Source organism: Halodesulfovibrio marinisediminis DSM 17456 (genome assembly GCF_900129975.1).
GTDB lineage: Bacteria > Desulfobacterota > Desulfovibrionia > Desulfovibrionales > Desulfovibrionaceae > Halodesulfovibrio > Halodesulfovibrio marinisediminis.
The window spans coordinates 607011-631626 of the sequence record NZ_FSRG01000006.1 but is presented as its reverse complement, the minus strand read 5'-3'; the positions used below and the strand labels follow the sequence as shown (position 1 = coordinate 631626).

The 24616-nt window shown below is 44.7% G+C and carries 20 protein-coding genes; 10 read left to right on the top strand and 10 right to left on the bottom strand.

Going from position 1 to position 24616, the window contains the following annotated elements; translation table 11 throughout:
* Positions 1-7: 7 nt before the first annotated feature.
* Together recD2 and BUR09_RS14030 are read left to right on the top strand one after the other, a co-directional pair.
* The gene (gene recD2, locus BUR09_RS14035) at positions 8-2209 is read left to right on the top strand and encodes an SF1B family DNA helicase RecD2 (RefSeq protein ID WP_074217558.1); all 2202 of its coding nucleotides are present in this window, start codon (positions 8-10) and stop codon (positions 2207-2209) included.
* 248 nt (positions 2210-2457) lie between these two features.
* A complete protein-coding gene (locus tag BUR09_RS14030) occupies positions 2458-3987 on the top strand; it encodes a response regulator (RefSeq protein ID WP_074217557.1) in 1530 nt (509 codons plus the stop codon).
* Here BUR09_RS14030 and BUR09_RS14025 read toward each other — a convergent pair.
* The 4 genes from BUR09_RS14025 to BUR09_RS14010 form a co-directional block, all read right to left on the bottom strand.
* On the bottom strand, positions 3950-5185 hold the full coding sequence (locus BUR09_RS14025) for an alkaline phosphatase family protein (RefSeq protein ID WP_074217556.1): 1236 nt from the start codon (positions 5183-5185) through the stop codon (positions 3950-3952). The genes BUR09_RS14030 and BUR09_RS14025 overlap by 38 nt on opposite strands.
* On the bottom strand, positions 5185-6474 hold the full coding sequence (locus BUR09_RS14020) for a homoserine dehydrogenase (protein ID WP_074217555.1): 1290 nt from the start codon (positions 6472-6474) through the stop codon (positions 5185-5187). Before BUR09_RS14020 ends, BUR09_RS14025 begins: the two co-directional genes overlap by 1 nt.
* Positions 6461-7657 carry an aminotransferase class I/II-fold pyridoxal phosphate-dependent enzyme gene (locus BUR09_RS14015; protein ID WP_074217554.1) on the bottom strand — a complete coding sequence of 399 codons (1197 nt, stop codon included), beginning with the start codon at positions 7655-7657 and terminating at the stop codon, positions 6461-6463. The genes BUR09_RS14020 and BUR09_RS14015 overlap by 14 nt, the downstream gene beginning before the upstream one ends.
* A 274-nt stretch (positions 7658-7931) precedes the next feature.
* Positions 7932-8279, bottom strand: a complete 348-nt coding sequence (locus BUR09_RS14010; RefSeq protein WP_074217553.1) for a DVU0772 family protein — start codon at positions 8277-8279, stop codon at positions 7932-7934.
* 848 nt (positions 8280-9127) lie between these two features.
* Between BUR09_RS14010 and BUR09_RS14005 the strand changes: the two genes are divergently transcribed.
* Complete coding sequence (locus tag BUR09_RS14005; RefSeq protein ID WP_074217552.1) at positions 9128-9382, top strand: hypothetical protein; 255 nt, start codon at positions 9128-9130, stop codon at positions 9380-9382.
* A gap of 690 nt (positions 9383-10072) precedes the next feature.
* Here BUR09_RS14005 and htpG read toward each other — a convergent pair.
* Positions 10073-11959 (bottom strand): molecular chaperone HtpG, encoded by a 1887-nt coding sequence (gene htpG / locus BUR09_RS14000; protein WP_074217551.1) that lies wholly within the window; start codon positions 11957-11959, stop codon positions 10073-10075.
* Between the two features lie 316 nt (positions 11960-12275).
* Here htpG and panB point away from each other — a divergent pair, with 316 nt between their 5' ends.
* Positions 12276-13133 (top strand): 3-methyl-2-oxobutanoate hydroxymethyltransferase, encoded by an 858-nt coding sequence (panB, locus tag BUR09_RS13995; RefSeq protein WP_074217550.1) that lies wholly within the window; start codon positions 12276-12278, stop codon positions 13131-13133.
* 177 nt (positions 13134-13310) lie between these two features.
* Here the strand turns inward: panB and BUR09_RS13990 are convergent, their stop codons facing one another.
* The 4 genes from BUR09_RS13990 to BUR09_RS13975 form a co-directional block, all read right to left on the bottom strand.
* Entirely contained in the window at positions 13311-13949 is a 639-nt protein-coding gene (locus BUR09_RS13990) for a hypothetical protein (RefSeq protein ID WP_074217549.1), read from the bottom strand.
* An 11-nt stretch (positions 13950-13960) separates the two neighbouring features.
* A complete protein-coding gene (locus BUR09_RS13985; RefSeq protein WP_074217548.1) occupies positions 13961-14404 on the bottom strand; it encodes an alanyl-tRNA editing protein in 444 nt (147 codons plus the stop codon).
* 108 nt (positions 14405-14512) lie between these two features.
* Entirely contained in the window at positions 14513-15625 is a 1113-nt protein-coding gene (locus BUR09_RS13980) for a hypothetical protein (RefSeq protein WP_074217547.1), read from the bottom strand.
* Between the two features lie 293 nt (positions 15626-15918).
* Positions 15919-16809: a DMT family transporter gene (locus BUR09_RS13975; RefSeq protein WP_074217546.1), complete on the bottom strand. Its 891-nt coding sequence runs from the start codon at positions 16807-16809 to the stop codon at positions 15919-15921.
* Between the two features lie 224 nt (positions 16810-17033).
* On the opposite strand from BUR09_RS13975, the gene BUR09_RS13970 reads away from it, so the two are divergent.
* The 6 genes from BUR09_RS13970 (at position 17034) to BUR09_RS13945 (ending at position 23168) form a co-directional block, all read left to right on the top strand.
* Positions 17034-17876 (top strand): hypothetical protein, encoded by an 843-nt coding sequence (locus BUR09_RS13970; protein WP_074217545.1) that lies wholly within the window; start codon positions 17034-17036, stop codon positions 17874-17876.
* Positions 17877-18605: 729 nt separating this feature from the next.
* Positions 18606-19664, top strand: a complete 1059-nt coding sequence (locus BUR09_RS13965; RefSeq protein WP_074217544.1) for a hypothetical protein — start codon at positions 18606-18608, stop codon at positions 19662-19664.
* 162 nt (positions 19665-19826) lie between these two features.
* Positions 19827-20378 carry a hypothetical protein gene (locus BUR09_RS13960; protein ID WP_074217543.1) on the top strand — a complete coding sequence of 184 codons (552 nt, stop codon included), beginning with the start codon at positions 19827-19829 and terminating at the stop codon, positions 20376-20378.
* A gap of 83 nt (positions 20379-20461) precedes the next feature.
* Positions 20462-21370, top strand: coding sequence for an EamA family transporter RarD (gene rarD / locus BUR09_RS13955; protein ID WP_139296853.1), 909 nt, complete (start codon positions 20462-20464; stop codon positions 21368-21370).
* Between the two features lie 167 nt (positions 21371-21537).
* Positions 21538-22659 carry an NADH:flavin oxidoreductase gene (locus BUR09_RS13950; RefSeq protein WP_074217542.1) on the top strand — a complete coding sequence of 374 codons (1122 nt, stop codon included), beginning with the start codon at positions 21538-21540 and terminating at the stop codon, positions 22657-22659.
* A gap of 203 nt (positions 22660-22862) precedes the next feature.
* On the top strand, positions 22863-23168 hold the full coding sequence (locus BUR09_RS13945; protein WP_074217541.1) for a YciI family protein: 306 nt from the start codon (positions 22863-22865) through the stop codon (positions 23166-23168).
* Between the two features lie 62 nt (positions 23169-23230).
* Here the strand turns inward: BUR09_RS13945 and BUR09_RS13940 are convergent, their stop codons facing one another.
* A complete protein-coding gene (locus tag BUR09_RS13940) occupies positions 23231-24394 on the bottom strand; it encodes a GGDEF domain-containing protein (protein ID WP_074217540.1) in 1164 nt (387 codons plus the stop codon).
* Positions 24395-24616: the final 222 nt, after the last annotated feature.

Here is a 24616-nt window from a genome sequence, read left to right as displayed (position 1 = left end):
GAGCCACATGCAACCTACCTTACCTATCGATAATAATGGCCAGAATGTTGCCAGTCTGGATGGTACACTTGAACGTATAGTCTTTCATAATGAAGAGAACGGCTATTCTGTGCTCAGGTTTAAAACTACAGCAGGTGACAACTACACTGTTGTGGGGAACATGGCAGACCCTCAAGTGGGGAGTTCTTTGAAACTCACCGGCGAGTGGGTGGAGAATGCCAAGTTCGGGCGTCAGTTTAAAATGCTTACGTATGAAACCAGCTTACCGGCTGGTGTGGTGGGCATTCGCCATTATCTTGCTTCTGGTCTTATTAAAGGCGTAGGTCCTAAGACGGCAGAACGCATTGTTGATGCTTTCGGTGAGGACACCTTTGCTATTCTGGATAACGAACCGGAGCGCCTTTCAACAGTAAAAGGTATTGGTAAGCGTACGGCAAAAGGTATTCAGGAAGCATGGTCAGAGCATCGCGGTATCCGTGACCTTATTATGTTTCTGCAACCGCATGGTGTTTCTACCGCATATGCAGTGCGTATTTATAAGTTCTACGGAAAACATGCACTGAGTGTTGTTCAGGAAAACCCGTATCGTCTTGCAATGGACATAAACGGCATTGGTTTTGTCACTGCTGATACCATTGCACAGAAAATCGGGTTCGATGTGGATTCCCCCCTGCGTGCAGAGGCGGGGACACTGTACATGCTCACCAAAACATCAGATGAAGGGCATGTGTATTTCCCGCTTGATGCGCTGGTGACTAAGACATCCGATACGCTGAATATTAGAGCCGATCTTGTTGAAGATGCTATCGACACGTTGGAACGTGAAGAACGTGTTGTTGTCGAAGAGCTTTCCAACGGTCAGGTTGCTGTGTACCGTAGCCGTTTTTATGCCTATGAAACCGGCATTTCAACATACATCAAAAAGATTCTTGGTTCTCCGAAAACAGTGCTTATCAAGGATCCTGATGAACTTGTTGACGAGGTTGTAGAAGGTCTCGGGATTGATTTGGCAGAAGAGCAGTTAGCAGCAGTACACATGGCTGTACGTACTAAAATGATGGTACTTACAGGTGGTCCCGGTACAGGTAAGACCACTATTACAAAGGCCATCGTACAGGCATACAAAAAGCTTAAAGCAAAGATTCTGCTGTGTGCTCCTACAGGGCGTGCAGCGAAACGTATGTTTGAAACAATCGGCGTGGAAGCGAAAACCATCCATCGTTTGCTGGAGTATTCTCCACGTGAAGATGGTTTTCAACGTAACGAGAATAACCCGCTGGCATGCAGTCTGATTGTTATTGATGAAGCATCCATGATGGACACCATGCTGATGTTTCATCTGCTGAAGGCTATCCCCCTCGGTGCGACAGTAATTTTTGTAGGTGACGTGCATCAGTTGCCGTCTGTAGGGCCGGGTAACGTACTTAAGGACGTAATCTCGTCTGGCGTTGTTGATGTGACGGAGTTGCACGAAGTTTTCCGTCAGGCTCAGGAATCGGACATTATCACCAATGCACATAAAATTAATGCGGGTGAAGTACCGTTTTTGGAATCATCAAAAGAGCGGTTGTCGGACTTTTACTTTATTCGACAGGATGATCCGGAACGTTGCGCAGCTATGATTGTGGATTTGGTAAAGAACCATATCCCGCGCCGTTTTCGATTTGACCCGATTGATCAGATTCAGGTGCTGACACCAATGCATAAAGGCTCAGCCGGTTCCGGTAACTTGAATCATTTGTTGCAGCAGGCGTTGAACCCGCAGCCGTTGTGTTTGAAACGAGGTGATCGTGAATATCGCCTTGATGACAAGGTAATGCAACTGCGTAATAACTATGACAAGGATGTGTTTAACGGAGATATTGGGCGCATCTGCGTTGTGAATACTGAGGAAAAGAAGCTGACAGTCCGGTTCGATGATGAAAAGAATGTTATCTATGATTTCAATGAACTTGACGAACTGGTTCCTGCATACGCTATTTCTATTCACAAATCACAGGGCTCAGAATATCAGGCGGTGGTAATTCCTGTTCTTACTCAGCACTATGTGCTGTTACAGCGTAATTTAATTTACACTGGTGTTACCCGAGGGAAAAAGCTTGTTATTCTTGTAGGAGCATCGAAAGCGTTAACGATGGCAATTAAGAATAATAAAATGCAGAAGCGTTTTACATATCTTTCGCAACGCCTAAGTGAGTTTTTGCAATAAGCCTTTCTTCGGCATGTTTCGCATTCTTTTTATCAGTTCTAATCTCTAATGATAGAGAGCAATAGTGTGAGAATATCAATCCCCCTGACTATTCAAATAGTCAGGGGGATTTTTTTTATAATGAAATTTGTTATCTTTACAGCGCGTAAAAACCGTGAGTATGGTACGGGCAAACTAGTATTAGAAAGAGTTACAGTGTGGGGATGGCTGTTGTCTGGTGGGACACTGAAAACTAGTGGGAGTATAGCGTGACTGGTTCAACCAATGTGCTGACAATGGAGGATGACCCTGTAGTAAGGGAAACCATTGCTGCATATCTGACGGATGAAGGATATTCAGTAACACAGGCCGAAAGCGGGTTACAGGGGCTTTCTTTGGTTCAGGAGAAGAATATTGATGCTGTATTGCTCGATTGGCGTCTACCAGACATTTCCGGTGGAGAAGTGCTGTCCAAGCTGGGTAGTGTCAATCCCACTCTTCCAGTGATTGTTGTATCTGGAACGGATGAAGTTGGCGAAGTTATTGACGCGTTAAAGCGCGGGGCATGGGATTATCTCCGTAAGCCGCTTAAGAACATGGACATACTTATTAATGCGATTGAGCGTAGTTTAACCAGAGCGCAATTATTGAAAGAAGCTGCGTTGGAGGGAGAGCACTTAAAAGAGTTGGTACGCAGCCGGACAGAAGAATTGGAAAGAGCAAACGCATTGTTGCGGCGGGAAGCAAAAGAGCGGCAGGAATATGCTGCTGCGTTAACGGAAAGTGAAGCTCGTTTTAGACAGCTTGTGGAAACAGTGCGTGAGGTGTTTTTTGTTCGAAATGCTCATACCAGAGAATTTACATATGTCAGCCCAGCAGCAATAGAGGTGTTTGGATTATCACCTGATCAGTTTGCGCTAAATTCAGACCTGTTGCTTAATATGGTGCATCCCGAAGATCGCGAACAAGCTATAGAAAAATCCTACCAGATTAATAACAGTCCGGTGCCACTAATATTTGAACATCGTTTTATTGTTGGGGAGGAGCAACAGATAAAGTGGATTAGTTTTCGCATCTTTCCTATACGCGATGCAGATGGTGTAGTTTTCAGACATGTAGGTGTTGCGGAGGATATTACGGAACGTAAACACTCTCACGATGCTTTGTGTGCCTCGCTGCGTGAAAAAGATACGTTATTCAAAGAAATGCACCATCGTGTAAAAAATAACCTGCAGCTTGTATCTAGCTTATTAAGCCTTCAGGCGCAGAGGATCTCTAACTTAGAAGACCGTGAGCGCTTTCTGGATTCTCAGCGTCGTATCCAGTCCATGACACTGGTGCATGAGGAATTGTATCGGACTGACGACCTTTCCTGTATTGATTTTAGCCACTATGTTGAGCAACTTGCGCGACGTATTGAACAGGCGTTTTCTGCTGTTGTTCCTGTTGAGCTGGTTGTGGATTTGGAAAAAATACACTTGTCCGTCGACACAGCTGTGCCGTGCGGGCTGATTTTGAATGAATTAATTTCCAACGTGTACAAGCATGCGTTTGTCGGCAGAGAGCAGGGCAGATTGTTCCTTTCCTCTTACCTGCTTGATGGTTCGATTGTGTTAAAAGTAGTTGATGATGGGATCGGATTCCCTAGCAATTTTGATATTACTCAGTCTAATTCCTTAGGAATGCAGGTTGTACATGCGCTTGTGGAACAACTATCTGCTGACTTGGTCATTACTGGTGGTAATGGAACAGAGTTCGAACTTACTTTTTCAGATTCAGGTCTTTGTCTGTTGCCGTAGCAGTAAGATAATATTGTTTAAGCTCGGAGAGCAGGATTGTGTCTTTAGATAGATGCACTCCTTTTTTACACTCTGCTTCGGTAAATCTTTGTACTGCAGTCTGTTCCGGCAGTTCTCGATGGTACGCGATAAACGGTACTGCTCCATGCGCATGGGATTTTGTGGCAGCAGGCGTTAAATGGTCTGCTGTTATAGCAATGCAAGCGCTAGGCATCTTGTCGAGAAGAATCGGTAAGAGTTCGCTGTCGATTCGTTCAATGGCTTTCCGTTTTCCTTCGGCATCACCAATGTGTCCGCAATGATCGGGAGCTTCTACATGAATGAAAGCAATATTGTTTTGTGGTTCCTGCAGGAAGGCTAACGCGGCATTTGCTTTTGCAGTAAGGTCAGTATCTGGATGGCCGGTGAACGCAGGGTGCGTGATGACTTGCATACCCGCCATATGCCCAAGGCCATGCAGGAGCGGAATGCCGGAAATGATACATGCATTCGACGTATACTTTGTGGCAAAATCAGGCAACGTGTATGCGTTGCCTTCTCCCCATAACCACAGGGCGTTTGTTTTGGCAGTATGGCTCGTAAGAACTTGTGAAGCTTTTTGGATGATGGCTTGTAATGACGCTGGATAGCGGCTCAACTCTCCATGCAATGGCATGTGTTGCAGCATATGGGGACCTGAGGTTACAAGTGGTGATTTCCCCTGCTGGGTAAGTTTACGGTTGTGTTCTTCAAGAAGAATGCGACCGTTTTTTTGTATCATCAGGTGACGGTACGCCTTGTTTGCCATAAAGGTGTAGGACGAATCGTCACATGCTGCGTTCAGTGCTGCAATGAGCACTTTTCCTTCCTTTTGGGTGAGTGAGGAGGCGCACGGCTCTGTAATAATCTCGTTTTCGGTACGGCAGAATGTTACGCGCCAAATGAGGTCGTTTTCAGATGTTTGAATCCCGAGTGCTGCGGCCTCAATGGGCGCACGTCCGTTATGGTATTTTGCTGGGTCGTATCCGAATAGGGACATGTTGCCTACGTCGGAGTCAGGACTGAAGCCATCAGGAATGGTATAGCAAAGACCCGCCACACTGTGGCGGGTCATAGAATCTAGAAACGGAGTCTCTGCACGTTCCAGAGGTGTGCCTTTAGGGCACAGGGAAGGATCGTCTGCTGCACCGTCAGCGATGCAGACTATGAGTTTCCGCATTACAGAATTCGGTAGAATACAGGCTCTTCGAGAACAAGGCCTTTTTCTTTCATGCCTTCCACTGCCTTGTGAACAGCTTCTGCACGTGCTTCGTGGGTAAGGAAGACTACAGATGCTGTAGTTTCAATACCATCTTTCTGGATTGCCTGAGCAATGGAAATGTCCTGTTCAGCAAGGGTGCCTGCGAGATCACGCAGTACGCCCGGTACATCCTGCACCATGACACGGAAGTAGTACTGGGAAGTAGCGTCTTCCGGAGCAAGAATGTCTGCAAGCGGCAGAACCTGTTTTACGTAGCCGGTGTTGTTAGGGGTTGCGCCGCGGGCAATGGTGAGGATGTCACCAATAACTGCACTAGCGGTCGCAAGGTCGCCTGCTCCCTGACCATGCATGAAGATAGGGCCACACGCATTACCTTCAAGGCGTACAGCGTTGTATGCGCCGCCTACACGGGCAATAAGCAGGGTGTGGTGTACCAGCATAGGGAATACACCGGCTTCGATTTTGCCGTCTACATTGCGAACCTGACCGAGTAGTTTTACGCGGTAGCCGAACTCGCGGGCAAATTCGATATCCTTAGGGTGAATTTTGGACACACCCACAACAGGCAGTTTGTTAAACGGATATTCAACACCGAAGGCAAGACGGGTGAGCAGGCACAGTTTGTGTGCTGCGTCAAAGCCTTCAATATCAAGAGTCGGGTCAGCTTCTGCAAAACCAAGCTCCTGAGCTGCCTTGAGGGCGGTGTCAAAATCAAGCTTCTTGGTGGTCATCTCGGACAGAATGTAGTTTGCTGTACCGTTCAGAATACCAATAAGGTTTTGTACCTGATTGCCAGCAAGGTTCTGCTTTAAGCTATCCAGAATAGGAATAGCACCGCATACGCTTGCTTCGTATGTAAGATGTACGTTGTGCTCTTCTGCAATGGCAAAAAGATCGTGGCTGTCTTCAGCAAGCAGAGCTTTGTTAGCAGTTACGATGTGTTTGCCTGCTTTAATAGCAGAAGTGATGAGTTTCTTAGCAGTGGCAATACCGCCAATAAGTTCTACAAGAACATCTACTTCCGGATCGTTAATAAGTACGTCCGGATCGTCTGTAAGTACTGTGCCCTCAGGAAGATCAGCAGCACGAGGCTTGGATAAGTCGCGTACGAGAACAGATTTAACAACAATATCTCTGCCGGTACGTGCAATGATTGAATCACGGTTCTCTTTAATAACTTTCAGAAGACCACTGCCAACAGTACCGAAACCGGCAATGGCTAAAACGAGAGGTTTATTCCTTGGCACAAATACATCCTTCTTTCTGGAAAAACTTTTTTATTCCTCGACATGCCTGATTAATGCGATGCTCATTTTCAATAAGTGAGAAGCGAACATATTCGTCTCCGAAGTGTCCAAAACCGAGCCCCGGTGAAACCGCAACTTTCGCTTCGAGCAGCAGTTTTTTCGCAAACTCCACTGAGCCTAATTCTTTGAACTGGTCAGGAATCTCTGCCCAAACAAACATGGTGGCCTTTGGTGAAGGAATGTTCCATCCTGCACGCTCAAGACCTGAAATTAATGCGTCACGGCGTCTTTGGTATACTTCGACTATTTCCTGCACGCAATCATCAGGACCGTTTAATGCAACCGTCGCAGCAATTTGAATCGGTTGGAAGATGCCGTAATCAAGGTAGGACTTGATTCTGGTAAGTGCATGAACCAGCTTTTTGTTACCAGCACAAAACCCGACTCGCCAACCAGCCATAGAATAGCTCTTTGACATGGAGTAAAATTCTACGCCCACATCCTTAGCCCCTTCTGCTTGAAGGAAGCTTGGGGGGACGTAATCGTCAAACGAAAGGTCTGCGTATGCCATGTCATGAATAACATACACATTATGTTTCTTCGCCCAGTCTACGACTTTTTGAAAAAATTCAGGAGTAGCCAGCTCAGTTGTTGGATTGTGCGGATAACTGAGCATAAGCACTTTAGGCTGCGGCCACGTTTGTTTTGTGGCGGTTGTCAAATCCTCAAAAAAATCTCGCCCCTTACCTATTGGAATCCTACGAACATCCGCTCCCGCAATAATAGCGGCGTATGTATGGATAGGATAGGTAGGGTCCGGTGCAAAAACTACATCACCCGGTGAGAGCATGGCAAGTGCGAGATGCGCAAGGCCTTCCTTGGCGCCCATTGTTGCAATGGCCTCAGTTTCCGGATCGAGGTAGACATTATATTTTCTTTGATACCAGTCACAAATAGCTTTACGCAAGTTCGGAATGCCCTTTGAGGCTGAGTAACGATGGTTAACACCTTTTTGCGCTGCTTCTGTAAGCTTATCAACAATATGATCTGGGGTTGGAAGGTCAGGGTTTCCCATCCCCATATCGATGACGTCGATATTTTGATGTCGCAGTTCCATTTTTAAATCGTTAACAACTGCAAATACATAGGGTGGCAATCTGTCGATTCTTGGAAAATCATTCATAGCGCATACTTCCTCTAGGCGTTTTCATTTTTTGTTAGAGTACAATTACACGCTGCACCTGTAAAGCTAGTAATAGCGGGGTCTTTAATGGGGGATGTTAATTTTTATGATTTTTTCATCACAAAAACAGATATAAAATGAATAAAAGATCAAAAAAAAATAAACAAAAAATAGAAAAATAAAAAAAGGACCGGTAGCAGCCCCGATGATGCTACCGGTCCAAGGAATTACCACCAGTATTCATATTTAATGAATGAGTGGTAAGGAGGTCGATTTATTTTTCGTAGAGCTCATTTTTAAGCCACTTTTTGATTTCGGGTGTAGGTTCAAACAAACCTTTTAGGTCACCATATTCTGCGAGGAAGACATTTGCGACACGTGGTGGAAGAGGTACTTCGATAAGATCGACTGCTGCTTCGGAGTTACGACGCACAAGTCTAACAACAGGTCGATCACCCCAAGTGTCTACTACGAAATATGTAGAGTAATCTGATTTTGAACGTACTGGAGGGTATTCTGCTCGCCAATCATTATTCCCCCACTCAAGGTACATTGTTACAGCATGTTCGGGGCTCATGTTCCAATCAATCTGTAAATCGCTGAATTGTGAAAGGTTGCTCATATTTCCTCCAATATAACCAAATGATATATTTTCCTGTTCTGTAAGTGGCGGGAAGAACTGCCACACTCTCCCCGCCATATTCTGCCTGTGAAGGTAAGGAATGCTTTTTCGCTTCGTTGATTTAATAGTAACTATTACTAATTAAGAGTCAAGCAAAAAAAAATGAAAAAATTAATTACGCATGACGATTTGAAAAAATTGTTATTTTTGTTAGATGGATGCGTTTTGTAGGGAAGGGGGAAAGTGCGCTTTTGGGGGAGCAAGGAGGATGTAATTTACTTTAATGAGCCAAGAATTCTTCAAAGTCCGCTTAGACTGGTGGTTTGCGGCAGCCACCTCAAATTATAAAATAATGCACTTTTCGATTTTGCTGCGCTAAGTAGGAATTACGAATAATCCGTATGCAATGGTGAGATATCCACTTTGAGCTGACTGTTTTTAACAACATATTGTTAAAAAAGGATTATTATGCAGCATTGTTCGTTTGAAATCTGCTGACCCGTTCGCCTCCATTTCTTATGCCTGCATAAGTGTGAATACGATGTATTCTGGATTTATCCGTAATTAAACGAAGAGCCCGATACGAAGATATCGGTCTTGGTGTGGTATTTAGGAACATGATGGAGATACACAAACCAGTATAAACTGAATAGTCAAACAGTTTTAAATGCTTGACCTAGTATTGGTTTTATGTGTTTATAGCGTCGCTGGAGAAGTCCTCTATCTCTATAGATGTTGCTTTGTGGGTCGAAGCGCATCAAATAGGTTGAGGCAATGAGTACGCTCCCACCGTGAGAGGTGGCCATCATGCTGATTGCTGAATCCTGTAGAGTCAAACGGAGGTTGTCATGAGACCAGTGAAATTCGCAAAACCTGAACTATTTGCAGATCACTTTTTCCAAACTGCCGAAAGTTTAGGTGTTGAGTTCACCCAGTCAGGTAACATTCTTACCGATGGGGGAAAGAACATTTCTAAGGGCAAAGTTGCCGCCATTTATCGTCGTTATGGAGATGAATGTCATGTTTGCCCGAGCTGTGAATTTAAAAGTGACTCTGTAGGACTTAAGCAATTTCGAATGATCGCAGAGAAGGCTTTGGGCTAGAATTCTTCTCTTCATTTATGTGACTTTGTAGCATGACTGGTGCCCGCCACTGCCCCCGCAGTGGCGGGCTTTTTACGGCACAGTTAACAGTACTTCTTCCTGAATTTGTTGAAGAAGTGAGTGTATTGGTACAACCAATTTTACGCATTGGTTGTGAACGCCGTACATTGATGTGCTGTGTGTAAGAACGATTTTTTGCGTTTAATAGCTTGAAAAGAAAGAGCTAATTTTGATTTTGCATACTAATGCAATGTGGAAGACTAAAAAAAGACAGCATCTAATTTTCTGATTTGTGGACGAAAAAAAACTAGCTGTGTAGGTTGACCTTACTTGTTGTGGCAACTTTATACGGCAAGTCTCTTCCTTTGTTGAAGGAAATTGTGTTGTCTATGGTGCTCTTAAGTCTTTAGGGTTCTTAAGTGCATCGGCTCTTAAAAAAGACCGGCATCTTTTTTAGGAGTAGGATCTGTTGGTAGTGCTTCAGGTCTTGGGAGTGATTTCTGGCGAATGATCCTCCCACACTCTGCAGATTTATCTGCACACCGATATGGCAATCGGTTGAAAAAAATCGGCGCTTCACAGTGGTATGTGAAACGCCGTTTTTTTTTGCCTTAAGCGTAACCAGCAGAAGATTAGCTCATAAAAAAATTGGCGGTAGACATTGTCTACCGCCAATTTTTTTATTTTTTACTAGATCTTTTTAATTTCGGTGTACCAGCTACCGGCTTTTTCGAGCAGGTCGTTGATACGTGAAACCATTGCGTGAGGATCTTTTAGGTAGCCTTCAAGCAACAGGGAAGATTCAAACAGTTGCTCAACGGTTTCTTTAACCAGTGCATCATCCTTATCGGATTTGAAGATGCGCAGCAGGTTGCGGACAATAGGGTGGTCAGCATTCAGTTCGAGAACCTTTTGGGGAATGGAGTCATCCTGATTCATCATGCGCATAATCTTTTCCATGGAAGATGTTGCGCCGTCCGGGCTGCTGAGCACCGCAGGGGAACCGGAAAGACGTTCAGATAAACGTACATCGGTCACTTTGTCGCCAAGCAGTTCTTTGATGTGTGCTAAAAGATCGCTCAGAGTTGCGGTTTCTTCTTCAGAAAGCTCTTCAGCTTTCTCTTTCTTCACCACGTCAGCAAAGTCCTTCAGACTTTCAGGAGCAACAGTCTCTGCTGCAACCAGATTGAACTCGCCCAATTTGCCAAGGTTATCCATCACAAATTCATCTACCGGCTCGTATAGGAAGAGAACTTCCAGTCCCTTGCGAGTAAAGATCTCGAGGTGCGGGTTAAGCTTAGCTGCTTCACGGCTGGTTGAGGAAATGTAGTAAATAGCTTTCTGGCCTTCTTTTGCACGTTCAACGTACTCATCGAAAGATGTGAGTTCATCAGCAGTTTCGTGAGTAGAAGTGTTGAAGCGAAGAAGTTTTGCAAAGCGGTCTCGGTTTGCGTAGTCGCTGTATCCAAGACGGAATACTTTACCATGAACATTCCAGAATTCTTTGTACGCATCAGCATCGTTTTTAGCCATGCGCTCAAGGTGAGAGAGAATCTGTTTGGTAACAGTCTGGTTGATCTTACGGATCAGAATGTTTTCCTGCAAAGTTTCGCGGGAAATGTTCAGAGGAAGATCTTCGGTATCGACTACACCTTTAACAAAGGAAAGGTAGTCTGGGAGCAGGTCTTTACATTCTCGCTGGATCAGAACACGGCGAACGTAGAGGTCAAGACCGTAATCGTCACGGCCGATGCTGCTTAAATCGCGTCCGAAAGTCGGGATGAATGCAAGGCTTGTGAACTGTACAGGTGCATCAACTGCGCTGTGTACAGTTGTAAGCGGGTCTTTGTCGTCAAAGGTGAGGTAGTTGTAGAACTCTTTGTACTGTTCTTTAGAAATGGAACTCTTAGGTTCGCGCCACAGTGCAGGAGTTGTGTTCTGGTGATCACCATCAAGGTAGATAGGGAACGGAATAAAGCTTGAGTGCTGTTTGAGAGCAGTTTCAAGACGGAATTTTTCAAGGAATTCAGCGGCATCTTCTTTCACGTTGATAGTGATAACTGTGCCGCGTTCCGGTGCGTCTTCCGCAGGATTTATTTCGAATGAACCGAGTCCGTCTGATTTCCAAGTGAAGCCTTCGGAACCAGGCTTGTAGTTACGGGTGGTAACTGAAACATCTTCAGAGATCATAAATACGGAGTAGAAGCCTACACCAAAGCGACCGATAATATTGCTTGCAGCGTCCTTGCTTTCTGACAATTCAGCAAGAAAACGTTCAGAACCGGAGCTGGCAATAGTGCCGAGGTTTTCAACAAGGTCTTCTTTAGTCATACCAATACCGGTGTCGGTAATGGTAATGGTCTTTGCGTCCTTATCGATAGCAATATTAATGGAAGGTTCCAGTTCGGCAGCCGCAATCTCTTCGCCTTTTGCCTCAGCAAAGCGAAGCTTATCAAGAGCATCGGATGCGTTTGAAACAAGTTCGCGAAGGAAAATTTCGCGGTTGGTGTAGAGGGAATGAGTGATAATATGAAGAAGTTTTCTAACTTCAGTCTTAAATTCATATGATTGTGACATACGAAGAGGCTCCTATGACTTTTCATAAAAGTTTTAAATAGAAATACTACGGGATAATAAGTCGGAATTTCTTTTGGTCAAGACTCATCGTGAAAATCTGTACAACCTCTTTCAGGCAAGCCTTTTCAGGCTGTATAATTAGAAATCGACGAGAGCGTTGTTCCTAGATATAAGAGCGGTAGATTATATAATTTTAGTGGGCTGTGTCGGCTTTAATGGCAGAGGTGGCACTATTATCGTACAATTGAAAATATGTGCGGAAGTGCAGATTTCTGCAACTTACCGCGTTATCACAGTTCTTAGAAAAGGAGCGACAATGAGCAAGCAGACAGCTGCAACAGGTGTTAAGCCTGTTACCTCTTTAGATATCCGTCAGAGTAAGGGGAATCGTAAGCTTACCATGTTGACTGCATACGACTATTCATCTGCAACGCTTGTTGATGAATGTGATATCGACATGATTCTTGTAGGTGACTCCCTCGGAATGGTTATGCTGGGACGTGACGACACCATCAGCGTTACAGTAGACGAAATGGTGCATCACACAAAAGCTGTTGTACGTGGGGCAAAGCGTTCCCTCGTGGTAGCAGACATGCCGTTCATGTCTTACGAAATTAGTGTGGAAGATGCCATGCGTAACGCTGCACGCCTTTTTCAGGAAGGCGGAGCTCGTGCAGTAAAGCTTGAGGGGGGGCACACAGTAGTTCCGCAAGTAAAAGCACTTGTGAGTGCTGGAATTCCCGTTGTCGGACACATAGGGCTTACTCCTCAGCGTGTAGCAAGCCTTGGCGGGTTTAAAGTTCAAGGTAAGACCGCAGAAGCTGCCAACGTCCTTGTCGAAGAAGCAAAAGCGCTTGAAGCAGCAGGTGTTTTCTGTATTGTTCTTGAAGCGATTCCTGCCCCGATTGCGGCGCGTATAACTCAAGAGTTATCTGTTCCGACAATCGGTATTGGTGCAGGTGCTGAGTGCGACGGGCAAGTGCTTGTGTTCCACGATCTGCTCGGCCTTTTCGACCGGTTTGTACCAAAATTTGTAAAGCAGTATGCAAACCTGCGTGAAACCGCAGCAGCGGCTATCAGTGATTATAAGCGCGAAGTGGAAGATGGCAGTTTCCCTGCGCCTGAACATAGCTTTGCTATGCCTGAGCATGAAAAAGAGAAGTTTGAAAAGTAATTTTTTCTTTTGGCTACGAAAGCTAGAGGGAAACGTTTGCTAGCGAGTTTTGCCCGTAATTAATGTTACTCCGCGGTCTGAGCTCCACTACCGTTCAAGTAATAAAAAAGCTGTCCTTCATATTGAGGGACAGCTTTTTTTGTAGATCAAGTCAGCGACGCTGAGTCGTGCGAAAACTTAGTATTGTGGCTGATACTCAAGGAATTCAACGAGAGAGTTTCCGGTGTAGTACTGACAGTTGTTGCCGAAACACTCAGATGCGGAGAGAACTGTTGCTGTGAGAGTTGTGTTAGGCTGTATGTCCCTGACAAGCAGAAGTCTTTTAGAGATTTCCGGCTGTACAAGGGACTTAAAGGTGTAAGCAACTAGCCAGTCTGTGCTACCTGTGTTGTTCCAGTCGAGTATTGCGATAAGCGATAATTTTTCTTCACAGAATTCGCTTGTTATAGTGAGTTCTGTACCGTTGTGTTTTGCGATCTGACCTGCTGACGGCATGGCTGAGTATGTGGTGCCGTCTATTGGTAGATTGTGCTGTGCACCTGTCCAGAGAAAATTTAGTGAAAGATTATCGAACACTATGTGGCTGAATTGTTCCGGTAAGATGCTGTTACGTGCTGGTTGCTGCGGGTTGTAAGATACCACATCTGTGGGAAGTTTAGCTTGCAGTTGCGGTGGCAGTTTTTTGGTTACTGCAAAGTAGTTGGAAGAAATTATCGTGGCAGGCTCCTTGAAAAAAACAGTGTTTCGTAAGCAGCCAGTGTTCAGAGTGAGAAGCAGGGCGAAAAGGGTACACAGGATGGAAATACGTCGGCGCATAGTTGCCTCGTTTAGTCAGCAGGTTTGCACTTGAAACGGATGCGCAATCGTCCATTTTCAAAGTCGTAGGAGTTAATGATGAACTCTCCGATTTCTGACGTGTTCTGCACGTGCTCTCCAATGCACGGGCAGCTGTCATAATCCCCGATATGGACGATACGGATAGTCGTAATGTCATCTGAAGGAAGTCGGGAAAGATTGTAGCGTTCCTGTGCCTGTTTCAGAGGTACAATCTCTTCTGTCACTTCAAGGTTTCGCTGAAGCTGTTCGTTTACTGCGGATTGCAGGGCAATTGCTTCGTACTCAGTAATCGGACGCTCAAAGTGATAATCGCATTTCGATTTTTTAGTGTTGATATGTGCTGAATAACAGCGCTCGCAACCGAACATGCTGACCATGGTTCCGTTAAGAATATGTTCAGCTGTATGCATATGAGGAACGTAGTTTTTTGCCATAATGATCTTTCCTGTTGAATAAAAAAACGTTGTGCCTGAAGTCGTACGATAGCGTCAAATTTTGTGTGTAAAAAAAAGCCGCATTTTCTGCGGCTTTTTTTTTCGTTATTAGAGGCTTACCTGAGAGTCCATCGTGTTCGCAAGGTCGAGCAGTCTGTCCTGAATAGTCATCATGACCTCTTTAGGATTCGACAGGTCCTTGCTGCGACGGAAAACCCATGATGCGATGTACAGATTGGTTTCATCGTCCTGATTCTTTGTCCATTTGTACTTACGTATCATGTTGGCGAGTGCAGCTTTGTATGCTTCACGGTCGCGGATAGCCTTTTCGTAGGCTTCTCCCTCGGCTTTCATTTTTGCTTCTGCAGCGTCAGTTACTGACTGGGTGGCATGCATTTCTTTTGAAACTTGATAGTCATGTAATGCCACTTGGAATCGCTGGTTGGCTGCAAGAACGTCACGTTCTGCCTGTAACCAGACTGCGATGTCTGCCATAGCAGAGTTCACCTTTGCGCAGCTTTTGAGAACACCGGCTGTGGCTCGAAGCTGTTTTGCAGTAAGGGCATAGAATGCATTCTGTTCTTCCGGTGTAAGAGTACGCTCTATTCCATTGAATGATCGTGCAATTGTGTTGAGTTCTGTATTAATGGCATCAACAAAGCGTTGTTTATAGAGCGCGTAAAGAGCGTTGATCATGCTTGGGCGTAAGGCATACCGCATGACGGATTGTCTGCCGATGGCAAGATCATCCCCGCTCCAAGAGAGGCCGGTCATTTCAATGCCGTAGTGAATGTTAATTCTTTTTGCATCCAGAAGAAGCTTGGACTCTTTTGATGCCGCCGGATGGCTTCCTTTAGGATGATATGAAGTGACAATTAGATGTGATAAGTCTGTAATAAAAGTAGGTTGGACAACAGTGTCTTCAGTAACTTTTTTGATAACAGGTGTTGTAGAATCAGTTTCCTGTTCTTGCTCACCTTCTGTTGCTGTAGCAGTTGCGGTTTCGGAAGAGTTGATAACAGACTGCTGTTCTACGTTTTTGCGCAGTGGAATGCGTACTTGTGTTGTAACATCTCCGGTCGGTTCAACCGGCTTTTCTATGTCGATAATTTCGGGTTCAAATGTCCACAGACCAGTGAGAGCGATTGCAAATAGTACAAGCGCGACCCAGAGTGCTCGTTTGAGATTAGTATTATTCTTTGGCGCTTTTTTATTGGACATGATGCCCCCCTTGGGAATCATTTCTTGGTTAACCCCGAAAACATTCACCCAATTAAGATGATGTGAGAGTACAATGATCGTATGACAAGCGTCCAAACACCATGGGAGGATGGTGTATTCAGCCTTGGTAGCATTAAGGGTAGGCGTTGTGAAGTCTTATTCTTTCGATAAAAGACTGGTGGTGTGTGGTTCAACTTGTTGAAATGACAGTAAAGCTTTTTTATTGGGAAAGAGTGCTGCCCATCTCGAAAGGGAAAGAATCAGGTTCTTTGTAGAGTGCCAGATATGAGAAATTAATTGCCCGTGTTGATTGGCACGGCCTTTTTTTTCTTTGAAGGAGTACGGGCAATAATTATGACAGCGCTGATAACGAGTGCTCCGCCGATGTAGGCAGATGCGGTAAGTTTTTCATTCCACCATAAGACTGCAAGACCAGCGGCAATGACAGGTTCTATGTTGGCAATAATGGCGGCTTGAGTTGCTTCAAGGCGTCGAAGACTGGCGCAGTAAGCGTAGTAGGCAAGATAGGTGCAAAGAAAAGCAAGCGCGATAACAACAGCAAGTTTGATTGGGGAATAGGCTGTAAAGGTAACCCACGGGAGTAGACAGAGAGCACCGGCAGGCAGGCACCATGCATAGAGTGTTGCCGGTTGATAGTTTTTAAGAAATGTTTTGCCGAAAATGTAGTGCAGTGAGTAAGTGAAGCCGGAAAGCAGGCCGAAGAAAATGCCAGTAAGTGGCAGCGAGACATCTTCGCTCTGTCCGCTGAAGCAGACAAGGCCTGTGCCTGTGAGTGCAATACCAAGAGCGATAAGCTTTGTAGGGGATAATTCTTCTTTGAAAAGAATACGGGCAAAGATAGCAACCCATATTGGTGCGGTGTAAAGGAGAATCGCCGATACCGCGGCGCCTGCATGTTTAATGGCGATCTGGTATGAACCAAAGAATAAAGAAATCCCAAGAACTCCGAATAGAAGAAATATTGGAATATCAGCTGGTTTAACTGCAAGGGTTTTATGCTTTGCAGAATGCAGGATGAAAAACACAGCACCGAGCGATGCGCGCCAGAAAGCTAGCTCGTGAGGTGTTACGCCTTCCTGCAAGCCATATTTTGAAATAGGTCCAAGCAGTCCCCACAGGGTTGCAGCGGCAATTATTTGTAAGTATTCAATATATCTATCCATGTCTTCTCCTGCGGAGATGGTTGTAGCATGGAAAATGTCATTCAGTAAGCTGTTTCTGATGAAGTAGTCTAACCAGTTTAATTGATTTAGTTAATTTGTTATGCAAAGAACATGGGAAAAGCAGTTTGGTTTACTGTGACTGAATAGCAGCTGTTGTATGTATTGGGGGTATGTTCCCTCTGTTAGATTATGAAGAGGAACATTGAGGCATGAGGATCAGTACGATGAGTATTTGGATAAGCGCATGGCTGTTGCTTATCCCTTCGGTAGTGTTGGCAGTTACCAACTGTTATTGGGATGCTGGGAGAATGCAGTTTAGCGGTGATGCTGTTCAGCAGACGTTGTGTTTGACTCCTACAGTACGTACAAACGGTGTTGTGGGAGGTCTTGAAGAAGGGCTGCCTTCAACACTGGATGAATTGGTTGGGCGTGAGTTTGATTTTTCACGTGAGGCTGTAGAAGCCTATTTTGTAGAGCATGGCTTACGTGATGAAGAACTTGGGGGGGCTCTGAATGTGAGGGTGTCCCGTGCACGCGGAGAAAATGCCTTTTTTTTTGCAATACATGATTCTGATGGACCAAATTTTGGGACACGGACATTTACTCCTGATATAAATATTTCCCCACACATTAATGATTTACGTCAGTTTGGGCGACGCTGGCATGTGTTAATTGGGCGGGATGGAAATTCTACAACTTTGATTGATTTCTTTCAGCCGTTGCGGTCTACATATTTTGAAGCTCGTGATACTGGTGCTAAGGCAAAGGGGCGCTTCCTGCATGTGGGACTTATTCAGCCTGTTCGCTCCAATGCGGTTGATGCGATAAAAACGCATGATTCGTTGATACCCCAGCCTGCATATACTCGTGATCAATATCGAAGGTTGGCTCAGGTGTATATTGCTGCATCCAGTAGGGCAGGACGATGGCTGATTCCGGCGTATGCTGCTCAGTTAAATCAATACGGGCGTGCTCCTGTCTTTATGGGGGGGCCTAAGGGCTTTGATTTGTCTGCATGGGCAAAAGAATTACGTAATGTATATCGGGAGATATATTCCAGCCGTTAACCATTATTTCTTATTTTGCTTTCAAAACGCTTTTATGAAGTATGAGATTGTATATCTGCTTTGTAAAAGCGTTTTTTTATGTGATAGGCATTAAAGCTATGCAATAGATTCTGATTACATGTTGTATAAGCACTATTTAATATGTGTAGTGCTGTGGTTCTTGTTATTCTAAAGTGTAAAAAATAGATATATGTCTTATTTACTGCCTTATTTAAACGATAATAAGGAAAACAAACTTTCTTTTTTCTTTTTTGCAGTTGAATATAGAAAAACGTTGAAAAAGAAAGTTCTTATTTAAAAAATTAATAGAGATATTTTTTAGAAGATAATGTGCGCCATATTTCATAAATAGTGTTGAAATAGTTTATTGCAGTATGTTTCGTATGCATGTTTCAAAATATGGTTGTGCTATTTAAGATAGTTTTGATTTTAGAGGGGAAAAGCCCCCTGAACTCTCCATACTTTGGATTCGTGATGAGACGAATACCAGCATATCAGGGGGCTGAATAGGCCGGAAGGAATCCGGCGCAGTTGAGGGCAACGTGTGCGGTATGACCACATACATTGGGCGGTTCTGTGTAAACAGAGCCGCCCTTGCTGTATATGGTGGACGACTAGAAAGTATGGAACAATGTAATTGCTGTATGTATTGCAGCAGGTTATTAGTGTAGTATGAGTCTAACTACTGTAGAAAGAAAATCTTCGTCCACTTTGCGGCTGGTACCCTCGGTGGAACAGCAGACTGCCGTTGGTGCGTTGGTCGGGTGTGCACTTTGTCTCGGCTTTATTGGGATCTTGATGAATGGCATCACGCTGACCCGCTTTGCAGTTTTTTATGTGAGTTTAGTATGCATGACCATTGGTATGATTTTGCGACGTCAGCAGCGGACAATAGAAGTAAGTGTAGCTGATAATTGTATATATTTTGTCGGAAGACGAAAGAATGATGTGTATGCCATTCCGTTTGGTTTGGTTGCAGCATTAAGGCTGACACGACGAAATACAAATGGTGAACTTGTGGAGCCGGGTTTTGAACCGGGCGAGAATAGTAAAGGGCGTTATCCATATCATTTGGATTTGGTGTTACGAACCTCAGGCTACGAAACATTGGATAGGTCTGTTCTTGGGCCAGACCTTGCTGCTATCGCGTTGAGAATTGCTGAAGTGACCGGTTTTGCCATTGAAGATCATGCCGGGATTGGCTTTTCCCGTACCGCACGGACGGAATATGAACCTATCATGACAGATGTTGAAGAATGTTTGCCGGATGATTCGGCACTGCAGGCGTTTTCAGTTGGTGGGCGAAAAGGATTTTCATGGACATTTTCTCCAGGGAATTTGTATATCGTCCTGATGGTTTTTGCTGTGTTAGGGATGCTTTACGGTGGTGGATTCGGCGTCTGGAAAGTCGTAAAGGGAGAAGGCAATGTTATTGCTGGGGGCATATTGCTTTTTGTCTGTGGTTTTTTCGCATACAGGATTCTTTGGCGGCTTATTTGCGCATTAACAGGCAAAGGGTTTATTGTCTGGGATGGAGAAACCGTATGTTACGGTTCTTCGTTTTTCGGGAAGGAATTTGCTTCTGTTATGCTTGAACGACGAGATATTGAAGCGATATGTATAGCAGTCCCACGACCGGGGAAGGGACACGTTGAGATTGTTCAGTCATCTGGTGCGCTTTTTACTACACTGAATGTATCCTCTCCGCTTGCACCGTTAACGGCAGGTGATTTGCACTGGTTTAGCCGATACCTGCGGAAGCAGCTTTCAGTTTCTGAAATACTGTAGTGCACGATGGTTCAGATGTGTCAATCTGCAAAATTGCTTGTAAAAGCCAACGCTCTTAGATAGTAATCTAATTACGAAGCACCTGTTTTTGCATAGCGTGTCCCGTAAGTGATTTTGCGTGGGATGCGTAGTTTCTTTAATCCAACCCAGAGAGGTCTCACAATGGCGAATCCTTCAGAATATATTCTGTACAGTGGTGGTGCACGAGGCACGGAAGCATACTTTGGTGAACTTGCAGAAAAGTACGGGCTTCAAGAAGTTAACTACAGCTTTGACGGGCACAAAATTGAACGCAGCAGAGGCTTGCGTGTGTTGACCGCTGATGAGCTGGCCCTTAAGGACGTAAGTCTTACCTACGTGTCCCGCTTGATGAGTCGTTCTTATTCAGTAGCGCCGTTGTTCCGCAAAGTGCTTCAGTCTATCTGCTGGCAGGTTTCCAGCGGACATGAAGTTTATGTTGTGGGTGTTATTCAGGATGACAATACAGTGAAAGGCGGCACTGGTTGGGGTGCTGAGTTTGCAAAAATTTGTAACAAGCCTCTGTATGTATTCGGGCAAGCGAAGAATGCTTGGTTCCGCTGGGAAAAAACTGAGTGGGTAGAGGTGGAAACACCAACAATCTCTCATCGTCATTTCACAGCAACTGGTACTCGTTTCCTCGAAGAAAATGGTAAAAGAGCAATCAAAGAGCTCTTTGAAAAGTCTTTTGGATAGGACTATAACGCAAGATGTTGCGGGAGCCTATGCTCCCGCTTTTTTTATGAATGTACCTTCGGTACATGTTAAAGGATAACATTGTGTACGATGATGACCAAGGCAAGGCAGGGGCAATAGCGGCCATCTGCGCGTTTGTTTTTTGGGGTATGGCACCTGTATACTGGAAACAGGTTGCGCACGTACCTGCATTTGAAGTGTTATGCCATAGGATTTTATGGTCATTATTTTTTGTTGGGATTATGCTTTCCGTGCGTTCCAGCTGGGGTACGTTCAAGGCAATTTTTTCTTCTAAAAAGACAATGTTGCTCCTTACAATGAGCGGTCTTCTTGTTGGCGGTAACTGGGGACTGTATATTTGGGCTGTTAACAGCGGAATGGTTCTGCAGACAAGTCTTGGATATTACATAACTCCTTTAGTAAGTATGTTGCTTGGAGTTATTGTTTTCAAAGACACTATCAGGCCCATCCAACTCTGTGCGGTATTTCTTGCTGTTGCAGGTGTAGGAACTCAGCTCATTATGGTTGGACAGCTTCCATGGGTTTCCCTTGTTCTGGCGGTGTCGTTTGGTCTGTATGGATTGTTGAGAAAGCTTGCCGCAGTGGAATCTCTTGCGGGCTTGATGTTCGAAACAGTACTGCTTGTTCCGTTCGTGCTCTTTTATCTTGGCAACCTTGAATTGCAGGGTACCGCTTCGTTCCTGCATGTTGACCGTTTGACAGATATGTACCTTTTGGGTGCAGGTATCATTACTTCTTTGCCACTTATGTGGTTTGCTTATGCAGCATGCAGGCTGCGTCTCACAACTCTTGGTTTGCTCCAATACATCGCGCCGAGTTTGGCATTCCTACAGGGAGTATTTCTCTTTAACGAACCTTTCACCATGGGGCATCTGTTTACCTTTATGTTTATATGGAGTGCCCTTGCGTTGTATTCCGGCGAAGGCTGGTTACAACGTTCAAGAAAATATTTACATGCTGAAGAAGTGTAGTGCGTCATCACTGACTTTGAAGTGATATTTGCTAGCCGCAAGTGCAGGAAACTGTGTTTGTGGCTTTTTTTATAATTAAGAACTAGAGTTGTTGATTCGATACGAATATATCGGCTATAGAGTGAGGTACCCTGCTGTACGCAATTTTAATGATAATTGGGGGAACGATGCTGTACGACAAGTTGACGATTAATGGGATGACGGTACCGAATCGATTGGTCCGTTCTGCTACCTGGGAAGGCCTTGCATCCACTGAAGGTTTTGTAACGCCTGCGCTTGAGAATGTAATGCTTGAGCTGATTGATGGTGGTGTTGGCATGATCATTACAGGTCATATTTTTGTAGCGGAACAGGGTCGTGCCGGTGAGCGTCAGTTGGCCATTTATGGAGATGAATACATTAAGGGCCTGCGTTCAATGGTACAAAAAGTTCATGACCGTGACGGACTCATTGTTGCACAACTTGCTCATGCCGGTGGGCAGGCTGCACAGGCTATAACCGGAATGCCTGCTCTTGGGCCTAGCCCGTTTGTTCGAAGGGATGGAGAAAGCTGTCAGGAAATGACAGAAAACGATATCGATTTCATGGTCTACTCGTTTCAGCAGGCTGCCGCTAGAGCTGTAGCGGCTGGCTTTGACGGGGTGCAGATTCATGCGGCGCATGGATATGGTTTGAGCCAGTTTCTGTCTCCTCATATCAATAAGCGTACAGATATGTATGGTGGTTCCCTTGAAAATCGTATCCGTCCGCTGGTGCGTGTGTATGAAGCCATCCGATATGTTGTTGGGGACAAGTATCCTGTTATGATGAAGATCAACTGTGAAGATTATATCGAGGGTGGGCTTTTGCTTGAGGACAGCGCCAGCATTATTCAAGGGCTGGAGATGATTGGTTTGGATGCTGTTGAAATCAGCGGCGGTCTTCTTACCAATGGCCCGACAACGTCGTCAGTGCGGATAGGGCGTTTTGATACTCCTTCAAAGGAGGCTTGGTATCGGGAGGCAACTCGTGTAGTCAGAGACCGTACTAAGCTCCCTATAATGCTTGTGGGTGGTATCCGTAGTTTCAGTGTAGCGAACGGATTGCTTTCAGAAGGGCTGATTGATTTTGTATCTATGAGTAGACCGCTTTTGCGGGAACCAGATTTATTGAAACGCTGGTCTTCAGGAGATTTGAGACGGGCAGAATGTATAAGCTGTAACAAGTGTTTTAGCGTATTGCATAAAAATGAAGGGTACTTTTGTCCTATTGCCCGAACTGAATCACCTGAAAGTCACGTATCATCATAAATTGATTGAGATGCGATAGAAAATTTCGTACTCCTTGAGAGCTGATTATTTTCGAAGCAGCGCAATTATTGACAGATAGTGTATCTTGTCAGGCTTCGTAGGCGCAGTCTCGTTACAGAACGGTAGAGATATGTTGGCAGAATGCTGTACCGAATTGTACCTGCTGCAAGGACTGCTTACAGCGTGTTAGAAAGGAGAAGGAAATGAAGATTCTTGCAATTGATAAAGTGATGCCGGATGCGACTCCGGATAAGGTTAAAGAAACATTTATGAAAGAAGTGAACCATACAGTGAAGATGTATCTTGCTGATGTGGTTCGCGAAATGTATTTCCGTCAGGATCGTTCCGGTACTGTGTTGGTGCTGGAAGCACCTTCTATGGAAGAAGCACGGAATCTTATTGATAAAATGCCGTTAGTACAGGCTGGATTGATTGATTTTGATTTGATTCCGCTCGGACCATTTGTTCCGTTGGCATTGCTTCTTGATGAAGAGCCTACGAAGCAATAAAGACAGTTATAAGAGATAATAAAAATGCCCCGATGTATATCGGGGCATTTTTTTTGATTCGATTAAACGGCTACTTCGGGAATTATGACCTTATTCCTCCCAAGTGCTTTGGCAGAGTATAATGCCGTATCAGCGCGTTCAAGAATCGCGTTCAAGCACATGTCTTTCTTATAGGAGATGGCACAGCCGATACTTACTGTATGATAGATAGTTCCTTCAGTTATAACTAGCGGCGTTTGTTCAATATGGTTTCGGATTCGTTCTCCAAGTGCTTGAAGATTAGTTATTGATGCGTTTGGGGCGATTATGAGGAATTCCTCACCGCCGATGCGGTAAAGCGTGTCTGTTGAGCGTAGGCAACTGGAAACTTCATCGGCAAATTGTTTGAGTAAGGCGTCGCCAGTTGTATGGCCATACGTATCATTAACTGCTTTGAAATGATCAATATCCAACATGAGTAGTCCCAATGGCATCTTGTTATTTTTTAACTCAGAAAATTCTTCAGGGGTGATAGAGGTGAGTGCCCTGCGGTTAAATAGTCCTGTGAGCGGATCCTCCATTGCCTGACGTGCGAGCTTGGAATGCAGGTCTTCTACAATGAGCATCATGAGGCCGAGCGTTGTGATGAGCAGGCTTAAGTTTGTCCAGAGAACATAGGCGGAAGTTGTCCAGCCTGTTGTGAAGTAGGTATTGAAGCTTGCTGTTTGGACAATATGGAAACCTCGTAAGTTGATAATAACTGCATTTATGATGTTGATTGCGGCAAGGACCTTCGCAGCATTCGAACGATGGGCGTTACGTAGTAATTCATAGGCAGTGAAGATGTTAATTGTCGAGTAGTTAATGCCTATGATGAGCACTTTTCCCGTGACGAGTTCTGAATCATATAGAGCAATTCCTGAAGCAACTGTAATGAGCAGAGTAAGGAATAAACCGCATCCCCATATGTTCCGGGTTAACGGGCGGTTGAAAAAAAGGCGGATAGCGAACCAGAAGCAGACATAGCCTGCGGTTGCGGCAATATTAGCAATAAACTCAGAAAAGAAGGGAGGGATAATACCGCGGAGTGTCATTAATATAAGACAAAGAAGATAGCAGGACATGGAGATAACCCACCAAAGAACCCCGCGTGTTGAAAAACGGCTGAAGTAGAGCCAAAAGACTGTGGCTGTCGATACCAAAGCTGTAATGGTGAGTGAGGCGTAGAGTTCACGTATTCCGAGCATGATAGATCCTGAATCTTTTCAAGTAGGCCAAAAACAAACTGTATGCCATTTTTATGAAGTATATTCGGTATAAATTATAATGCAATGCCTCTTTGTTGTATGTTTTTAGATTATTGTATTATCATACCGAGGTTGTTGATAGCTTGGCAACTGCTTGTGCGTAAGGATAAAAAAAGACCGATGCATCAAGATGCACCGGTCGTTATACGCAAAATGTTATGT